This window comes from Mesorhizobium sp. M0514 (assembly GCF_040321145.1).
GTDB lineage: Bacteria > Pseudomonadota > Alphaproteobacteria > Rhizobiales > Rhizobiaceae > Mesorhizobium.
The window spans coordinates 79,471-97,302 of the sequence record NZ_JAMYQZ010000013.1; the positions used below are offsets into that span (position 1 = coordinate 79,471).

The 17,832-nt window shown below is 58.2% G+C and carries 9 protein-coding genes; 3 read left to right on the forward strand and 6 right to left on the reverse strand.

Annotated features, from left to right (window positions below; all coding sequences use genetic code 11):
• Window positions 1-2 precede the first annotated feature (2 nt).
• Window positions 3-545, forward strand: a complete 543-nt coding sequence (locus NKI61_RS08460; RefSeq protein WP_352839166.1) for a hypothetical protein — start codon at window positions 3-5, stop codon at window positions 543-545.
• 377 nt (window positions 546-922) lie between these two features.
• On the opposite strand, the gene NKI61_RS08465 is transcribed toward NKI61_RS08460, so the two are convergent.
• The 4 genes from NKI61_RS08465 to NKI61_RS08480 are packed head-to-tail and all read right to left on the reverse strand — an operon-like array spanning window position 923 to window position 5,492.
• Window positions 923-2,041 (reverse strand): SAVED domain-containing protein, encoded by a 1,119-nt coding sequence (locus tag NKI61_RS08465; RefSeq protein WP_352560471.1) that lies wholly within the window; start codon window positions 2,039-2,041, stop codon window positions 923-925.
• A 12-nt stretch (window positions 2,042-2,053) separates the two neighbouring features.
• Window positions 2,054-2,515 (reverse strand): Mov34/MPN/PAD-1 family protein, encoded by a 462-nt coding sequence (locus tag NKI61_RS08470; RefSeq protein ID WP_352560473.1) that lies wholly within the window; start codon window positions 2,513-2,515, stop codon window positions 2,054-2,056.
• Window positions 2,512-4,221 carry a ThiF family adenylyltransferase gene (locus NKI61_RS08475; protein ID WP_352560475.1) on the reverse strand — a complete coding sequence of 570 codons (1,710 nt, stop codon included), beginning with the start codon at window positions 4,219-4,221 and terminating at the stop codon, window positions 2,512-2,514. The genes NKI61_RS08470 and NKI61_RS08475 overlap by 4 nt, the downstream gene beginning before the upstream one ends.
• Window positions 4,218-5,492 (reverse strand): nucleotidyltransferase domain-containing protein, encoded by a 1,275-nt coding sequence (locus tag NKI61_RS08480; protein ID WP_352839167.1) that lies wholly within the window; start codon window positions 5,490-5,492, stop codon window positions 4,218-4,220. Before NKI61_RS08480 ends, NKI61_RS08475 begins: the two co-directional genes overlap by 4 nt.
• 528 nt (window positions 5,493-6,020) lie before the next feature.
• Here NKI61_RS08480 and NKI61_RS08485 point away from each other — a divergent pair.
• Window positions 6,021-6,926, forward strand: coding sequence for a BrxR family helix-turn-helix transcriptional regulator (locus NKI61_RS08485; RefSeq protein ID WP_352560479.1), 906 nt, complete (start codon window positions 6,021-6,023; stop codon window positions 6,924-6,926).
• Window positions 6,927-7,126: 200 nt separating this feature from the next.
• On the opposite strand, the gene NKI61_RS08490 is transcribed toward NKI61_RS08485, so the two are convergent.
• Together NKI61_RS08490 and NKI61_RS08495 are read right to left on the reverse strand one after the other, a co-directional pair.
• Window positions 7,127-8,755 carry an AAA family ATPase gene (locus NKI61_RS08490; RefSeq protein ID WP_352560480.1) on the reverse strand — a complete coding sequence of 543 codons (1,629 nt, stop codon included), beginning with the start codon at window positions 8,753-8,755 and terminating at the stop codon, window positions 7,127-7,129.
• Window positions 8,752-14,943, reverse strand: a complete 6,192-nt coding sequence (locus tag NKI61_RS08495) for an AAA family ATPase (protein ID WP_352839168.1) — start codon at window positions 14,941-14,943, stop codon at window positions 8,752-8,754. The genes NKI61_RS08490 and NKI61_RS08495 overlap by 4 nt, the downstream gene beginning before the upstream one ends.
• 717 nt (window positions 14,944-15,660) lie before the next feature.
• Here NKI61_RS08495 and NKI61_RS08500 point away from each other — a divergent pair.
• Complete coding sequence (locus NKI61_RS08500; protein WP_352839169.1) at window positions 15,661-17,772, forward strand: ParB/RepB/Spo0J family partition protein; 2,112 nt, start codon at window positions 15,661-15,663, stop codon at window positions 17,770-17,772.
• The last annotated feature ends 60 nt before the right edge of the window (window positions 17,773-17,832 follow it).

Genomic DNA, 17,832 nt, shown 5'->3' on the forward strand with positions numbered 1-17,832 from the left:
CCATGGCAAAAACAAAGAAAAATCGGGACATCCATCCCCCGGAGCTAGTGCGGCAGTTCTTCGCGCGCAGCGACTATCTCGACACCATGGTTCTGCGTCCCTTGAGTCACATCACCATGAATTGGGAAGCAAGCTGGGATGGCGAGACATACAGCCCTGAGGCAGGGAGTTTTGCGGGCGACCTGAACGAAATCATCGAACAGATTGCCGTCTCTGCAAGACCTGATCGCTACCATGACAATGAAGACAAATTGGCCGAACGAGTGATTGCAGAACTGCGCTGGCCCATCCCAGAAAAAAGGTGGCTTTTGGGTGGGTGCGGACTATCAGTCAATCTGGAACAGGGCGCATTCAGTGATCTGGGTCAGCAGGAACTTACTATAGCGGCGGCCGGCCGTGTGCACATGGCGCTTGATTTTGGCCAGACGCATTTTGACGACATGGACGATGGTCACATGGCGATGCTGGCAGCATTGATGACGATCATGATCTACCATCGCTATTGCGATGGCTCGTCGATGATGGTGCCGGAAGAAGACGAATAGGCGCTAGCGACACCAGCACAGCGGTTGCTCTCTGAGACCTCCAAACTCCAGATGCCCTGCGGGCGGGCAGGTGATGGCAAAGCCGATTTCGAGATCACGATGATTGGGCCTTTTGTAGTGAAGCTGAGCGATCTCGTCTTCTAGCGCAAGCCGACACCAGGCGATAAAGACGTATCTACATCAGAATTCGCTCCCCCTCATCCAGCCGCCGGCGCCGGCATGTTTCACAGGATGCGCGCTACTTCAAAGCCTCGTTGAGAAGGTTGGTCAGGCGGGCAGTCGCAAGCGGCAATTGAAGCCTCGCGGCATCGCGCGCCTTGGCGGGTGGTTGTTGCTCCACCGAAACCATCAACGCGGTCTGATTCTCATACGCACAGCTAGCCTCCCTGAGATTGCGCCTCAGATACAACCCCATGAACGACTCGAGCAGTCCCCACACCTGCAACAGGCATCTCGATACCCCACGGGTATTTTGGATTATGCGCGCGTTCGAATTGGTAGACGACCAGGCTGGGCAGATTTCGTTTGTCATAACGGCGAGCTAGGTTGAAGACGACGCTGTTTTGCGCAGCCAGGACCAGATGGATCCTCTCCACGCCCGCCGCATCGAGTTGCTTCAAGACCCCAAGAAACTGATCGGCAAGTGCCGATTGCTTGACTTGGGACCAATGCGATGACTGCGGGTCCGGCAGCATCATGCGGACAACCGGATGCGCGAAGGTGGTGGCTAAGTCTTCTGACTTCACAGCGTATGAAACCGAGACAGCCAGCACCACCTCTCTGGCGCTTCCAGCTTCGTCGATCCCTGTAACTTCGAAACGCAAATCGTCGTCCGACCCGTCGAGCAAGCGCCACCGGCTGGCGCCCCGATCCCAGTCCATGACGACGACATCGCCCTCATCATCCAGAAGCACGCCGGTCAAAAAGGTAAACGGGACCGCCGTCAGTCCGCCATAGACAGTCGTCAGGTCGCCTCTGTCGTTTCCCTTTTGGAGTTGATGGAACAAAGTCTTCATTCCGACAACGGGCTGGAGCAGGTCTTCGGGGTCGACGATGACACCGTCCTTGCGCTGGCGCAGGTCCACAACCAAATCCACGCGAGTTCCAACAATGCTGTCGGGAACGGCGGCCTTCAATGGCGAACCATCGTCGTCTCGCAACCCTCTACCCTCAATGACGAACACCTTCTTGCGCGAGAGCCTCTTTTGATCATTTGCGTAGCGCGTCCACGCCCACGCAGCCGAGCTGATCATCAACAATGCGCAAACCACAGTGATGGTCCAGAGGAGGTTCTCAGGGACAGCACCGCCCGTTCCTATCTCGACTGAGCCGGCCGTGCCCCACATAGGGCCAGAATATTTGAAGACCCAGTTCACGCCATAAATTGCACACAGCACGGCGCCGGCGCCGCGGAAAATCCAACTCTCCGCGTTGCGCGCTCGAAAGAACCATCCGGCGGCTGATCGGATCACAAAGTCAACGGTATCCCAGCGCATTTTGCGGCTTCCTTAGTTGGTCGTCAGTTCGACAGATTCGGGCTCCCGACCGCGCCTATGAAGGCTTGCGGACACAATGAAGCGCCGGAAAAATCCCAGTTTCACGATCAGGAGTACGGCGAACTCGATACCCCTTTCTCCGTCGACCAGATCCTGCATCGAGCGAAGATCCGTAACGCTCGGCTGCGCTGAAAAACTTGGATGCGAGTGCCATTCGCCGAGATAGTTGAACGTCTGATAGTTGTGACCTGTCCGATCGAAGAAGTTCTCCAAGGCCTGCCGGTGATGGTCGGCGTCGCGAACGAAGTGAGCCCGTTCTCCCGAAATCTCGTCCAGAGAAAAATCGACGACCGCAAAATGACCGCGTCCGACTTCCTGCCCCATGAGGATGCCGCCAATCTCACGCGATCCTGCTCGTCGAAGAGCCGGCTTCATACAATCGCGCACCTCATGGGAGACTCCCACCCGGATCATGCTGCGACTTCCGGGAAGAGAGAGGCGAGAAGCTCCTTCAGGTCTTCCTTGGACTCACCACCTTGGGCTTCACCCCACTTTCCTTCCGGCAGAAGGTCGATCGGCCAGGTATCGAAGGCAGCGCGGAAGATCCATTCCGCAGCCAATCCGATCGCATAGGCCGAGGACGGAAAGATGCTTTGCTCGCGCGTCAGGATATCCAACGCCAATCGCGAAGCATGGCCGGCGATGACACTGACATCGGCGTCGTCGGCCACTAGCGGGGAGCCGTGCTCCTGCTGCGCCCCATATTTCACTTGAGTTGCAGCCGCCCATGGCACACCATGGGCATCGCACCAGGCGCGTATCTGGCCTCGAGCAATCGTCGGGATCGGGTCGAGCTCTGGCCTCGCCCTCGCGACGATACCTCCGATCCCTCCGGAAAAGACCTCGCACCAAATTATCGGTTTGCGGTGCCGGCGCGCGACCGCCGCCATCAGGTTGAACGCTCGCGGATCGGCGGTCGCATCGATCAGCAGGTCGGCCTGCGCCAATTCCTCCATGACGGACTCGGTCGTTCCGGCACTCTCCTGCTGACCTATCGCTACGCGCCAAATGGAAATCTCGGCATTCGCGACGATGTCCTTGAGGCGAGCCGTCAAGGAGTCGACCTTATGTTGGCCAATCGCTCTTGCGTCGAGGTCATTCCTGACCAGATTTGCCGAGAAGAAGATATCGTCATCGACGAGCGTGAATTTTCGGACGCCGGATCTGGCAAGGGTGGTAGCGATCTTCGATCCAACCGAGCCGCATCCGACAATCGCGACCCGCTTCTCTGCAAGACCGGCGTGGTTCGCCGACAAACGGCCGGATGTACCGGGTGCGATGATCATCTTATAGCCGAAGACAGTCTGCTTGCCTTCGTGCGGATAGAGGTTCAGCGCGATCCACCGGTCTGCGTCCCCGAGCAGGACGAAACCGTCAAAGGGGCTTTCCAGCAGTTGCTCCGCAAGTTCGGGGAACTCAGCAGGCAACAGCTCGGCGAAACGCCCCGGGTTTGCCCCGAAGCCGTCGATCTCACGCGTTGTGCGAAAGGCGAATCCCTTTGCGATTGAGGAGCGCGAAGGCTCGGGACCGCTGTTCGACCATATCGAGCCTTCGTCCCCGACACTGACGAGAGATGCAACCCACGTCGGTTTCTCGAACCGGTCCCAGGCGATGATTGGTACAGCGGTATCGACTGGAAGTCCTTCGAGAACTTCGATGACGCCTCCGTCAAGTACGAACCTCATATGCCCGTTGCGGGCGTCGCGGCCGATCGACGCCTTATGAGCTGATGGAACAACGCCGCCCTCGTCTCCCTCCGGCCTCTCACCCGACAGGAGAAGATATGCGCTCTCAGCCATCATCGCCCCGGTGATCGACGGATCCCAATTGTCCGGCCGGAACTCGAGGCAGAGCTCTCCTCCAGCCCCGTACTGGTGCCAGGTAAGCCGCTTACTGTCCCGCGATAACACCATGGGCGGTGTATCCGGGAAGGTCGACGGATACACCATGTAGAGGCTGAACGTCTCACCGTTGTGCTGGATGTCGAAATCCACGATCAGCTGAAGGTCGTCGCCGACCCTCCAGCCGACAGCCGACAACCATCCGGCGCGCTCCAGCAACTGTGCGAGCGCGACCTGCTCGGACCTCGCACGGGAGGCGTTCGTCAGCCACCAGCTCATGCAAATCCTTTCGGCGTCGTCGGCACCCGAGGCGCGTTTCCGAAGGTCGGGATGGCCACTGCTGCAGGGGCAGCGGACGGCGTGCGCAGGAGCCCTCCACCGTTTCCGTTGATCTTTGTCACTGCTCGGTCGGTCAACGCCGTGCCCATCCGGGCAGAGACCGCTTCGTTCATGCGCTGCAACGTTGTGGCGTGGGCGGCGCGTCCAAAATCCTGCCGGGCCTGTTCGAGCCACCGGAAGAAGGCCTTCGCCTTGCGCGGGTCCTTCTCCCATCGGTCAGCGAAGTTCTCGAACGGGTCGGTGGGATTCGCAATGATGTATTTGGTACCATCGTGATGGATGTACCGCTCCATGCCCTCCAGGATCGAAGAGAGGGCGCCGGAGATCGCGTCCTGTTCCCCGTATGCGTGGCCTGCCAGCGTCGTGATGATGACAGAGATGGGCTTCACATCGGGCTCGCCGGTGAACATGTTGTCCCGGTGCCTCTTTAAGAGCATCACCGCCGCCTGCAACGGTGTCCGCACGCGATAGTCCGGCAGCTTCTCGACGCTAGCCGTGACCCCCTGCCTCTTCAACGACTCCACGAGGACCTGCTTGCGCCGGGCGAGGACCGAGGCCATCCGGGACTTGAACCATTCCCCATATCCCTTGGGATTGGAGCGCGGCCAGTTGGCCGTCCGCACCCGGTAGGTCGGGACATCACGATCCGTGATGGCGATCGCAGTATCCGCCCACCGCGCATCGAATTGCGCGCGTTCCAGAAGGAGCCGCTGTTCCGAGCCATTCGGCAACGAGGGAAGGACGTCCATATGGAACTGGGCGCCATCCGCATAGGAGAGGATCCAGCAACGCCGGCCTTCGCGCACCGGCTTCGTCATCCCTTTGGCGTCGTGATAAGCCTTGATTTCGTGGCCCAAGAGCTGCCTCAGGTCGAACTGCGTTAGCTCGTTCTTTGTGAGCTTCTTCAACTCACAGACAGAGTCGACGTCATATTCCTCAGCGTCGCTTATCGGTCGGATCGCTGTTCCGAGGCGAAACGATCCCTGTACATAAACCGCCGGGTCGAAATTCCGCACCGTGCTCTCGGGCCGGTGAAACCAATCGCCCAGGGACTTGTAGCTCGTCTCGGCCTGTTCATACCGAGACACCGGAATGGCCAGTTCTCCCACGAGTGCCTGAAGAAATTTCTCAACCTGATCGTTTGCGCCTGTCATTTTCAATTCCCTCTGTTTCCCGATCCGTTCGATACGGGCCAAAATCGCCCAGACCATTGTCGAAGGGCGTCAATGGGAAGCATTAGTACACGGATAGCTTTAATATGTCCATACACTTTATATTCGTATCTGCGATTGAGGTCGAGGAAGGCGCCGTGGCGCTGAAATTGAAGCGCGTTTGTCGTTCACGCCCGCAGATTTCTTGCGCCGTATTCAGCTCTGGCTTCCGGCCCTCTCGCCTTGGTACTTGGGCTGCAAGGTCGAGCCAGAAGAAGTCGCCGGAACCGCAGTAACGGTCGTCGTCGAGATGCGTGAAACAGGCCCATCGAGATGATTGCGCTGTACAGCCCGGAGATCCAATTCAGTTCTTCCGGCTGGTCGACGAGCATCTTCTTGCCATTAGCAAAATCGATTCGGGTGCAGTCGGCGTTGCCGATGGGGCGGAAGGTCGCCCTCGCTTTCGGTTGGAGTCTCCGACCGTATTGGCTTGAGCATCAACGGCTTGACCGTCCGCGCTAATGGGTATATGAATTATACGCATCGCCTTTCTATGTCAATATAGTTTATACCCATATCGAGGTTCTGATGGAAAACGAAAAGCCCGGTGTACGGTGGGGCGTTGAACAAAGGCTGGAATTCATAGAGTTCCGGCTGTTCTGGGAAGGCGGCGTCAACCGCGCGGACATTATCAAGATGTTCGGCGTTTCGGTGCCGCAGGCATCGAAAGACCTGACGCTGTATCAGGATCAAGCGCCGGGAAATGTTGAGTATGACAAAAGCGGGAAACGCTACATACCGTCACGAAGTTTCGAGCCTAAATTCCTGAGCCGCGACCCCGACGCGTACCTATCTCGGTTGCGCTCCCTTGCGGAAGGATTATCAAAGCCAACCGAATCCTGGCTAGGGTATTGTCCCGATTCTGATATCGCCCTTACACCGCACCGCGAGGTCAACACGGCCGTGCTGCGATCAGTCCTCGACGCAATGCGCGATAAGAAATCGGTGGAGGTTCTGTATCAGTCTATGAGCCGCGTGCGAACCGATCCCGTTTGGCGGCGCATGTCGCCCCACGCCTTCGGCTACGACGGCTTTCGCTGGCATGCGCGGGCATACTGCCATACCGATGCTAAATTCAAAGACTTCATACTGCCGCGCATTCTGGAAGCACGAGCCCCTGGCCCGTTTGGCGCGCACAGCAGGGATGATCTGAGATGGCACGAGCGCATCCATGTCGAAATCACGCCGCATCCTGCTCTCACCGAAAATCAGAAGAAGGTCGTGGCGAAGGACTACGGTATGACCGGCAACAAAGCGGTGCTGTCGGTGCGCTGTTCAATGCTGTTCTATGTGCTGAAGAGGCTCGGTTTGCTTCGAGATGCCGAGAAGGAGCCTACGCGGGCGCAGCACATAGTTTTGCTGAATAAAGAGGCCGTGCAAGCAGCACTGGATCGTGCGGAGATTGCGGATGCGAGAGTGGTAGAACAAGTGTAGGCACTGTTCGTCCGGCGCGATCATATCACACGCACGCCACCGTTTCTGGTCCTAGGTGGGCTGACGATCCATTGGCTCAGTCATGAGTCACGGCAGCGCGCCTCACGTATGATCCAACCTGCAAGTCTTGAATGCAGTTCGAGCGGATCAAAGCACGCAAGAGGCTGCCCAAATGAGCCAAGTCTCACTCGCCATGTAAATTACCGATCGATATTTCTCAGATCGATGACCCGGACATTGGGAAGGCCATCACCGGCAAGACATCTCGCTTCGGCGTCTTGAAACTGCAACCGGGGAATTTCTGTGAGACCTGTCTTCCCCATCCCTTGTGAAGAGATATCTTCGAACGGGTCACGATCGATCACCACATACTCGACGGGAAGATCGTTCGGTACCATTTTTGCATTTCGCACCCTGTCGGAACTTCCGATGTGCGTGGCATCCAACACCACGTCGGACCCTGTGCGCAGTAAGTCGCCGGCCCGGTTTCTCGCTACGCGAAATATTTGCCCGAGGTCGCCTACGGACAGACTTCCGTGAAGTTCCAGTATGATGCTCTCCGTTGAGACTACCGGGAGTCCTTGCGATGCAGCCCAATTACTCTTCCCCGACGCTGCCGGCCCCACCGTCATCATTAGGCGTTGCCCAGCTCGAGGCCAGTCCCATCCTGGTACTGAGGCGGGAAGCGAGTCGGCCAAGCGCTCCCACCATTCGGAAAGCTGGAAAAGTTGAGAATTGGCGGCGGGTTTGCCGTGAGATAGCCAGTCCCGGGCCCTTTTAAAGGCTAGCGCACCGTTCCGCTCGTCGTGAGACATGTGGGGCTCGAGCAAAGTGAGAATTTCGTACCACTCGAATTGCCACGGACTATGATACCGAAGAACTCGATCATTTATCTGTTTAACGTAAGGGTTCTCGGGGCTGGCGCGGCGTTCAAGCTCGTCAAGATATTTTCGGATCAAACCTCGCCGAACGGCATCGACCATCGGAAGCAGCGCCCGCGCCTGGGCTGCCCAAACCCGGCGATCAATCTCATCAAGGAGACTATGTGCGACGGCCGCGGCAGCGTGAGGCACCGGCACGTCATCCCATAGGTCCACGAGGCCGTTTTCCCAGCACGGATAGGGCCAGGATCTCGATCCTGCCAGAACTTGAAGCCGCGAGATCGGCGCCAGCTGATCTTCTTCCTCCCAAGCAAGGCCCATCTCAAGTAACTCTCGCGACCAAGCCGCCACTTCGATGACCGTGGCCACAGCAAGACGTTCTATGATACCGGCGCCGATGCGAATGCCGCTTGCTGCCACCCACGCGCCGGTATCGAGAGATGTAACGGTGCCAATCATCTTACGTGGGGTTACTGCGCCTCTGAGGCGTCTGGCGTCGTCCTTTCCAAGGCCCGTAGGAGCCAATACAACAAGGTATGGTCCAGAAGTAATGGCTTGCCTTTTTCGCTCGAGCACTAACGTGCGGAGCAATGCTCCCCATACGCTGACCTGTTCCCGGGTAACGCCGTCGATGACAAATGCAGTTCCTTCCAGTTCCGGATCTGACAGGAAGTCTGCTACGGTACCGATGGCAAGGCCAGCTACGCCCCGCGCCAGCGCCAATGAATGAATGATCGAACCACCAACCTCCGCGTCGGATGCATTGAACGAAACAGCCTCTGCGGCAAGTTCGTCAGTGAGCTTTCGTGCTAGCGCATGTTTAAAGCCAACCGGCAGCGGCCTGGGACACTCAACAACGGCAATGCCTGAGGTCCACAAGTCGGACATGACCCGGGAGACAAAGCCCGCTGGCCCGGGCAAGGTCCACCATTCGAATCCTTCTCTCATTTGTCGCCTGCAGTTCCGAACATGGTACGAGCTAGCGCGTTCATGCTCACCAATTTGCTGCCCGCGTCCAGTGGATTTACCGATAGTGTCAGGATGCCAGCGAGTGCTCCAAACTGGATCGCCAGCGAGGAACACGATGGGTCTGCGATCAAGTCGGCAATTTCGTCGGCGGGGGTGCCATCTTCGCAGTATGTTGCCATTGTGCGATAGGTGGGCACGAGTTCGGGCGCTGTGCCAAACAGGCTTGTTACGCCTGCCTTCTCCAGCGCAGAACCCGCCTCACTGATTGCCTTTTCCAGCTGCGCACCTGTCATGGCGTGCGCAAAGATTGTTTGACAAGGTTCGTTCCATCCCCCCGTCGTTTTAAGAATCTTGTCCACGGTCGTCGTCTTGAGGGCATTCAGGCCATCGAGTCGCGTCGCCAAGTATGAACGTGCCCAAGGCCGCAATATCTCTATATTAACTCTGGATGGCGGTTTTGATCCGATCGGGTACGCCTTCGCCCAAGACAGAGCGTGACTCGCGTTGCCAATGAAGAGTGGCCTGACCAATCCTTTGGCTACGTTGGGATGACGCGCAGCATCAACGACCCAATCCGGCGTCCAGTTCGTAAGGTTGGTTACAACAAGTACCTTTGTACCGTTCCCATGCTTTCCTTTGCGGATCTCCTGCATGAGATCGCTGCGGTTCCATCCGCGGATTTCCACCTTGACGTCCGGCGAACCCTTGCCTCGGGCTGTCCGCGACCTTTCAAGGGCGAAACGAACATGTTCGACGTTGGAAACTGGCGCGCCGAACAGCACAATGGCGCGTCCGTGCTCGCGAACCGGCGACATGATTTCAGCTTCCTGCCCGTCGGTCAGCGGCGAAACCTTGCCCTCGACTTCGGCTTTCCCCGTTCCCGTAATCTTCGTCCGGCTGTTTTTAGGATCAAAAGGAGCCTCCAGCGGCTTTCCTTTGAAACTGTAGATGCGGCCTAGTAGGTCCTCCTCGTCTTCGACCATGAGATCGAGCAGAACGCGGGAACGCAAAGCCCACCTTCCAGATGGCATCCATCGGAGGATTCCGAACCCCTCCATCTCGTCGAGCAGGTACTCAATCTCCGAAGGGTCGCTGCCCTTAGGAAATGCCTCTGGCCAGTAGCGCCCGGCACGTTCAGACACTTCACTTGCAGTCATACCATCGCCATCGGCGCCTTCGACCGCGTCGATTAGTGCCCGCTCCGCCACGATGTACGTAAGTAGTTCATACCTTTGCTCGATATGCCTGATCGTCTTCTCGAAACTGCCGTAGAGCGCGGCCTTGATGCTCGGGCTCTTCATCGCGGTATCGACCATCTGCGTCGTGATCAGTCTCAGCTCGCGTTGTGTGCGGCGCTGCTGTTCCTCGACATTCGTCAGCAATCCTTGGCAGAAGACTTGGATCAGGATCGGGTAATAGTTGGCGAAACTCAGGATGCGCCAAACGTCCTCCCTGCGTGCGAATTCATAGCCCAAGGCCGCCAGGGGCACCCTTATCAATTCTTCGGCGTCGCCGGCATCGCCATAGACGAGAGGCCCTATGCGAACCGAGTCGTTCGAGATTTGAGCCAGAGGAGAGTTCTCTGAACGTGTGGTACGGGAGACGTTGTGCAGGCCGGAAAGTACGAACTTGAAGCGGTGGTCGGTATCGGCCATCAAGGTCAACAGCCGTAGGACATGATGGTGACGAATTCCTTCAGATGCCTGCTCCCGAACGAAATTGTCCGCCTCGTCGAACATCAGGAGAATTCGGCGCCTGTCATCGCCAGCGAGATATGCTCTGACTCCCGCTTCGAACTCGTCGGCCGTGGCTGCCTGCTTGCCGCCGAATACTTCAATAAGAACCTCTGAACCCCTTTCCCACAATAGGTCCGACGGCGAGTCTACCAGATCGAGGTATGCGAACAGCGCATGTTCTGGAGCTTTTCGTGAAATGTGGCGCAGCAACGCTGTCTTGCCCAGCCTGCGACCACCATAGACGATGTACGAACCGAACGGATTGACGATGCTCGCAGACTCCTTTGCTCGACCCTTGAACATTTCGGGCGGCACTTGAGCGGACCGACCGTAATCTTGGTATGGTGTTGCTGTCGTGAAGGCCTGAGCGATTTCGAACAGCATCAAGGGTCGCCGCTCGGGCGACGAAAGTGCTGCGAGAAGCAGCATCTCGTCGATTACGATCACTTTCCGTTTCCGTTTTAAGCATTCGAGTTTTATCTGATATCGTCGCTCAAGCGAAAGGTGCCCGAAGACCAGAATCATGGCACCGCGAGGCTCCGCACCTTCCGCAAGATTAAGGATTTCGACATTGCTGACCGTGTTCGGGGCAGCGGCCACCCGCCATCCCCCGTTGGTAGAGCTGCCAAAATCAGGCAACATCAAAGACGAGGCATCGAGCGGCAGGCGCATCTTTGCGTCCAAGACGAATACGGACCTTTTCTGATCCGTTCTTTCCTTGTTGAGGTCCACCAGCTGTGCTTCGAATGCAATTTGGGACAGAAGACTGACGAGCTTCGGCCCTAGATGCGCGAGGCCGGCATTGCCTCTCAGGTTCCGCTTAAAATCAAGCCAGGCACGGATGGTGCTCCCGATTTCCTCACGGCGCTCTTCCTCGATAAGGGAAAACTGGAAGGGACCGTCATCTTTTCCGGCAGCAACAGAATGCTGCAGAGCCACCAAATCCACGCTCTTGGTGCTTTCGCAGATCTTGAGGAACCGGTCGAGCGCGGGGTTTACGATGTTGCCGCCTAGCACCGGCCGCCGTTCGTCATCGGCACTGAAAACCGAAATCCAATCCGAGAGCGTGGCAAGATCGTCCGTATCCAAAAGTCTGCGCAGATTATCCCGAGCGGCGCCGTCGATCTTATCGCCTTGAATGAGGTCGTCGATGCTTTTGACAAACTCCCGTTTGGCTTCATCTAAGAGCTTTCGAGCTTCTCTTTCCAGGTCTTCCAACCTGTGGAAGGCGGCATTGACGTCCGAGACATGTGTGCCCTCTGTTTCCTCAGGCATGAACTCGGCGGCCACAACTATTGGCTTTTCGTCGAGTGGGACGCTGCGGAGACGCTCTTCCAGTTCAGATGACCCCTTCAGGCTGCCGAGGGCCATGCGCCGAACCTTTTCGACCAAGCTGGATACCTGCTCGTGCTTGGCCTTGAGCTGGCCTTTTCGGGTGCTCTCGGCTGTCTCGATTCTCGCGCGGACGTCTTCCACGCGAGAATCGCTGCAGCCGAACCGCTTCGCAAAGGAGAGGAGAATCTTCGCTGGTACGAACGCGTCCTCTTTGCAACGTTTATCTATGGCGGCTTCAAGCGCTTCTGCGAGGTCTCCTACTATCCTGGGCAACGGAAGGTCAGCAATTGCTTTCATCAGCCTCGAAGCGTCGTTCGGCGACGGGGTCCACGCGTGGCTCCAAGTCATGCCTGGTAGCCACAACAAGGGAACATGAAGTGCAAGGCTAGCTTCTTTGCGGTCGAATTCGGCTACGGCTCTGCCCTTGAGGGTTTTCTCTATCTGCCCCAGCACCTGCCTCGCGTAGGTGTTGGCCGCATCCAACAATGCGTCGCCCGTTGGCGCCGATGCTTCATTGCGAAAGTGTTCGATTCCCTTAATGAAGTTGTCTATGAGCCGGCGTATCAGAGCCATCTTGCCACCGGCAGAACGCAGGTCCTCGACTTGCCGGGCTGCCTCCGCATATTCCAAGCTGAGCGCTGAAATATCGGAGACTAGCGCAACAAGCCGTTCGCGCGCAGCACCATCAATTACCTGCCCATTGCCCACTTCATTGGCTGACTTAATCAAAGTCGCGACGATGTCTTCTCGTGACCTGTACAGCCCGGCGAACTTGGCAGCCGCATTGGCCCCACTGTTTCCTGACAAAGCGGAGTTTAGTACCCCCACAGGACCTTGCGGGGACAACAATGCATGCTTTACCTTTTGACCCAGCACGAAGCGGAATGTCGCGGACTGCAGAGCCCTGATCTGCTCAACTACGGCACGTTTGCGTTCGTCGACATAGGAAAGGTCGGCGTTCGCGGCGCTTGCAGCTCTGACGCTTGCGACGGTGAGGGGAAAGCCCAATCGCCTGTTCTCTTCCAGCGTCTCGTACAGCTGATAAAAACCTGAGCAGCTCCCGGTAGGGCGGATTCTGTCTATAACCGCGAACGCCGCGCTACTGTCCGCCACGTTGAAAAGTGCAGTTGGGATTACGGCAGCCGTCACGGCGACTCGTAGAGCTTCCTGTCGAGAGCCAGCATCTTCAGAAAAGTCATGACCGGTCGCGCAGGCGTTCAAAGAGGCTCGGAAACCTTCTGGTTCGTGGCGCGAGTGCCCCGCCATCCGCGCGCCCAGAGCGATGAGCCGGAGCTCGTCGGCCCCGTAGGGAACCCCGGACCCCTCGCCGAGCACCCGCTCGCAGGCTCTGACGAAATGATAGGCGAGCCCGAATTCTTGATGTTCAAACAATGTGTCAGCTGTGCCCACCGCATCAAGCAGCAGCGGATCGACCTCATCGTCTACGACTATAGGTGCTTGGACGGGTGCAACGGCAGGAATGGCTAGTTCCTGATCGTTTCCGGCAAATTCAGACAGAACTTCTGGAGCTATATCCTCTTGGGGACCCGCTGCGGAGACCGGAGTGGTTATCGACGGATAGGGTTCAACAATTGTCGAGAACCCAACACCTTGCCTATCCGTCCCCGGTACGTCCAACGGATCATTTTGCGGCGTTTCCAGCACGTCATGAGAGGCGACCGGAATTGCATCTGTAAGCGCCGCCGCTGCCGCGATGATCTCATCAAGAGCAAGGTTTGCGGCGCTCTCGGCTCGGTGGATGATTCCTGCAGCCACAGCGATTCGCTGTTTGCGCGGCAGCAGCTTTGCGCGATCATCGTCATCCATCGCTGCCCTGGCATCCTTTTGAGCGGCCTCTGCCTTCGCGATGCCGGCCTCAATTGCCTCAATTGCAATAACGGCAGCCGTGTTTGGCGCGCGCGAGATCAATTCCGCGCCCTGCTCAATCCTCTCGTCTGTGCTGTCGCTGTCTAACTCCATGTGGACGAACATGGCTCTTACAAAATCAAGGATGGCACCCATGCGGCCAACAAGTTCATTCGTATTGACGCCTTTCGGGAGGGCCGCCTCATAGCCGGCTGCATGTCCGTGTACGCGGGCTATTAGGCGTGCGAGTTCCGACGCGGCCGACAGGCGCGGGGGGCCGGCAATCGCACTTTCGGACGTTCTGATAATATCGGCGAGGTCGGCGATCCACGCTTGCGATGTGCGTCTAAGGGGTTCGTGGTCGTCGATCGTGCTGTCGCCCAGGTCGATCGTCGCCTCGCCTGAAAGAACATCCATCGGCCGTGTTTCTTCTACCCCCGGCTTAGTCGCGGCATGTTTCGCGGACCCGGAGTCAACATTCGAAGTCTCGTTCTCCTGCTGGCTCTCGATCGTCAGGGGGACAGCCTGTGATCCTAGCTTGGCAACCTGGACGATCCTATCGAACTCTTTGAAGTCACATGCCATAACTGTTCGAATGTAGTCGGCAAGGGCCGGGCAGTGCGTGGCGACCTCCGCCATGGCGGGAACCTTGTCAGGAGCGGGAAGGCTTGCCCAATCTAAGAGAACGACCGCGCTGACGATCTCCCATTGGCCAGCCGCCGCTAACTGCGCGAGTTGTTTTCTGCCCCCACCCTCTTCCGGCGATACTCTCCGAGGACGAAGATTGGCCTTCTGCAACGCGCCTCGATACCCAGCCAACAACTTTCTGTACTGCGAGTCCTTTCCTGTGATGACCTGAAGTTCCGAGACGAGAAGTCGAAGAAAGAATGGGTATTTTGACGCTTCAGGCAGCATCTCGAAAAGGCAATCTACGTCAGGGCGACTCTCTGGCCACCGGAAGCCCGTCAATTGTGTAACGCTCGATGACCATTTGTTGTGGAATAGCCGAAGACTCCTATTCGAGACTGAAATCCAGCGTTCGAACCATTTGGAATCGAGGCCAGCTGGAAGACTGAGGATTGGGCTGCGAAGCCTTTCATGATCCTTAATCGTATCAATGAGAAAGGGTTCTACCGGGGTGTCTGAGAGATCCATGGTTGGGAGCGTGGTTTTGCCGGGAGACGGTTTGGGCGTCATCTTATTCGGGTCGAAGCCAAAGGGGTTCTTCATCGACGATTTGCCAAGAAAGTGCCTGCGCAGATGAGCCGGGCCGTCCCTAGTGTTTTAGGTGCTTGCCTTCGGATGGCGAGCCCTTGCTGAAGGGATGTTCGCACACGACAGAAGCAGAAATATCCCCAGACGCATGCGTTTAGCGATCTCAGCAGACGGAAGCCGAACACTTCTACTGCACTTGGCATCTCGACAATTCTCCCCCCTAGCCCAAGCTTGAATCGGGCTCCATTATTAGACCGATACTAGACTGTCTAAACTCGGCGATCTCAACAAATATTTTGCCTTCGCGGTCGCCGTCCAACGCAATCTGGCTGAGAACCCTTCGATAGAAGGCATGGACACGACGCCGATCAGCGCCGCAGATGGGGATTTCGACGCGACGAGCGATCGCGAAGTGTCGAACAGCGATCCGGCGCGCATCGGCTGGCAACTTCCCCTATTGCATGTGAGACGTGCTCAAGCATCAGACGATCGGCGAAGGGGAGAGATGGTCTTGGCCATCTCTCCCCCGCGAACACCGCCTGCGCAGAGCGGGGTCGCCCGCTCGCAAGGCGGCGCACGACCATCGCGTTTTGAACAGATCAACCGCCCCGCTCGACGCGCAGCCCAGCTCCGCTCGCCGGCATTCGCCCCCCTCTCTGCCGCGCGCTCACGCGCCCCCGGAAGGCATGCCGAGGGGCATGCCTTCGGCGTTTAACGAGAAGGACCAGAACCATGACGACCAATGACACGAATGCGAAGACGGGAACTACCAGCGAAAACGGCACGGAGGTTTTCATTCCACTGAACAAGTTGAAGAAGTCGCCACGCAACGCGCGCAAGACCCCGCACAGCCAGGCGATCATCGAGGCCTATGCGGCGAGTATCGCCGCCAAGGGCATCTTCCAAAATCTAGTAGTTGAGCCGGAGCTTGGCGGGGAGGGGGTGGAAACCGGCTTCTACTTCGTCAGCATCGGTGAAGGGCGCAGGCTGGCGCAACTGCTGCGCGTGAAGCGTAAGCAGATCAAGAAGACCGAACCGATCCGCTGCGTCATCGACACGGTCAACGATGCCCATGAGATCAGCCTTGACGAGAACATCACGCGCGAGGCGATGCACCCCGCCGATCAGTTCGAGGCGTTCCGCCAGCTTCACGAGGATCGCGGATGGGGTGCGGAGGAAATCGCCGCCCGCTTCGGCATCACCGCGCATGTCGTGCGGCAGCGCCTCCGCCTCGGAGCGGTCAGCCAGAAGCTCATGCAGTTCTACCGCGACGGCGATCTGACCCTCGACCAGTTGATGGCCTTCGCCATCACCGACGATCACGCCCGGCAGGAACAGGTTTTCGAAAGCCTCACCTACAATCGCGATCCCTACATCATCCGCCGTGAGCTGACGCGGACGCATATTGCAGCGAGCGACCGGCGAGCCGTCTTCATCGGCGCGGAAGCCTACATGGAAGCTGGTGGCGCCATCCTGCGCGACCTGTTCACCGAGGATCGTGGCGGCTTCTACGAGGATGCCGCTTTGCTCGACCGCTTGGTGATCGAGAAGCTCCAGGGCATCTCGGAAAGCGTCAGGCAGGCCGAAGGCTGGAAATGGGCCGATGTCCATATCGACTATCCTCATGCCAACGGCTTGCGCCGCACCTACCCGCAGCCGGTGGATTTGTCGGAGGAAGATAACGCCGCGTACACGACAGCATTGGACGAGTTCAACCGGCTCACGGAGGAATGGGATAGCGCCGAGGAACTGCCGGACGAAGTCAATCAGCGTTTCGGGAAGATCGAGGCCGAGATCGAGCGCATTGACGCTCTGCGTCACGCCTACGATCCTGATGTTGTCTCCCGTGGCGGCATGTTCGTCGTGCTTTCCCATGACGGAACGGCCCGCATCGAACGTGGCTTCATCCGCGCCGAGGATGAGCAGACGGGATCGGAAGCTGAAACGCGGCCAGACGGCGAGGACTACGCCTTCAACGACGATGGCGAGATCATCGAAGACGGCAGCGGCAGCGACGAAGAAGCGGAGGATGACGGCAGGCCGTTGTCGGACCTTCTCATTCGCGACTTAACCGCTCATCGGACGCTTGGGCTTCGCCTTGCGCTTGGCGAACAGCCGGACATCGCGCTTGTCGCGGTGACTCATACGCTTGCCGCGCAGACCTTCTATCAGGGTGCTGAGGCCCACTGCCTCGAAATTCGCCCAACCAGCGTCTATCTCGCCGGTCACGCGGACGGCATCGAGGATACGGCGGCAGGCAAGGCACTGGCAGATCGACATGCGGAGTGGGCTGCGGACATGCCTCGCGATCTGGCTGACCTGTGGGGCTTCATCGCCCCACTCGACCATGCCAGCGTCATGGCGTTGTTCGCCCATTGCGCCTCACTTACCGTTAATGCCGTAAAGCAGCCTTGGGAGCGCAAGCCTCGCGCCCACGAGACAGCGGACAGGCTGGCGACAGCCGTCAACCTCGATATGACGGCACATTGGACGCCGACCGTCCGGACGTACCTCGGGCGCATCACCAAGGCACATATCCTCGACGCCGTGCGCGATGCTGCCAGCGAAGAGGCGGCAGAGAGGCTGTCGGACCTGAAAAAGCAGCCAATGGCGGAAGCCGCCGAGCAGTTGCTCGCCGGGACTGGATGGCTGCCTGCGGTCTTGCGGACCCCAGAACCTGCGGTGTTCGCTGAGCGGCAAGACGAGGAAGGTGCGGACGCCAGATCGACGGACGTTGCTGAACTGGAGCCGGAAGCCGCCGAGCCGGATACGACGAACGCTGCGCTCGCCGACAGCAGCGCCCTGGCCGAGTGGGGCGAACCCTTCAACATCGCCGCCGAGTAAGCGCGATGGCCGGGGCCGCCGCGCGGTTCCGGCCAGCTTTCTGTTGGAGAATTTTCCGGG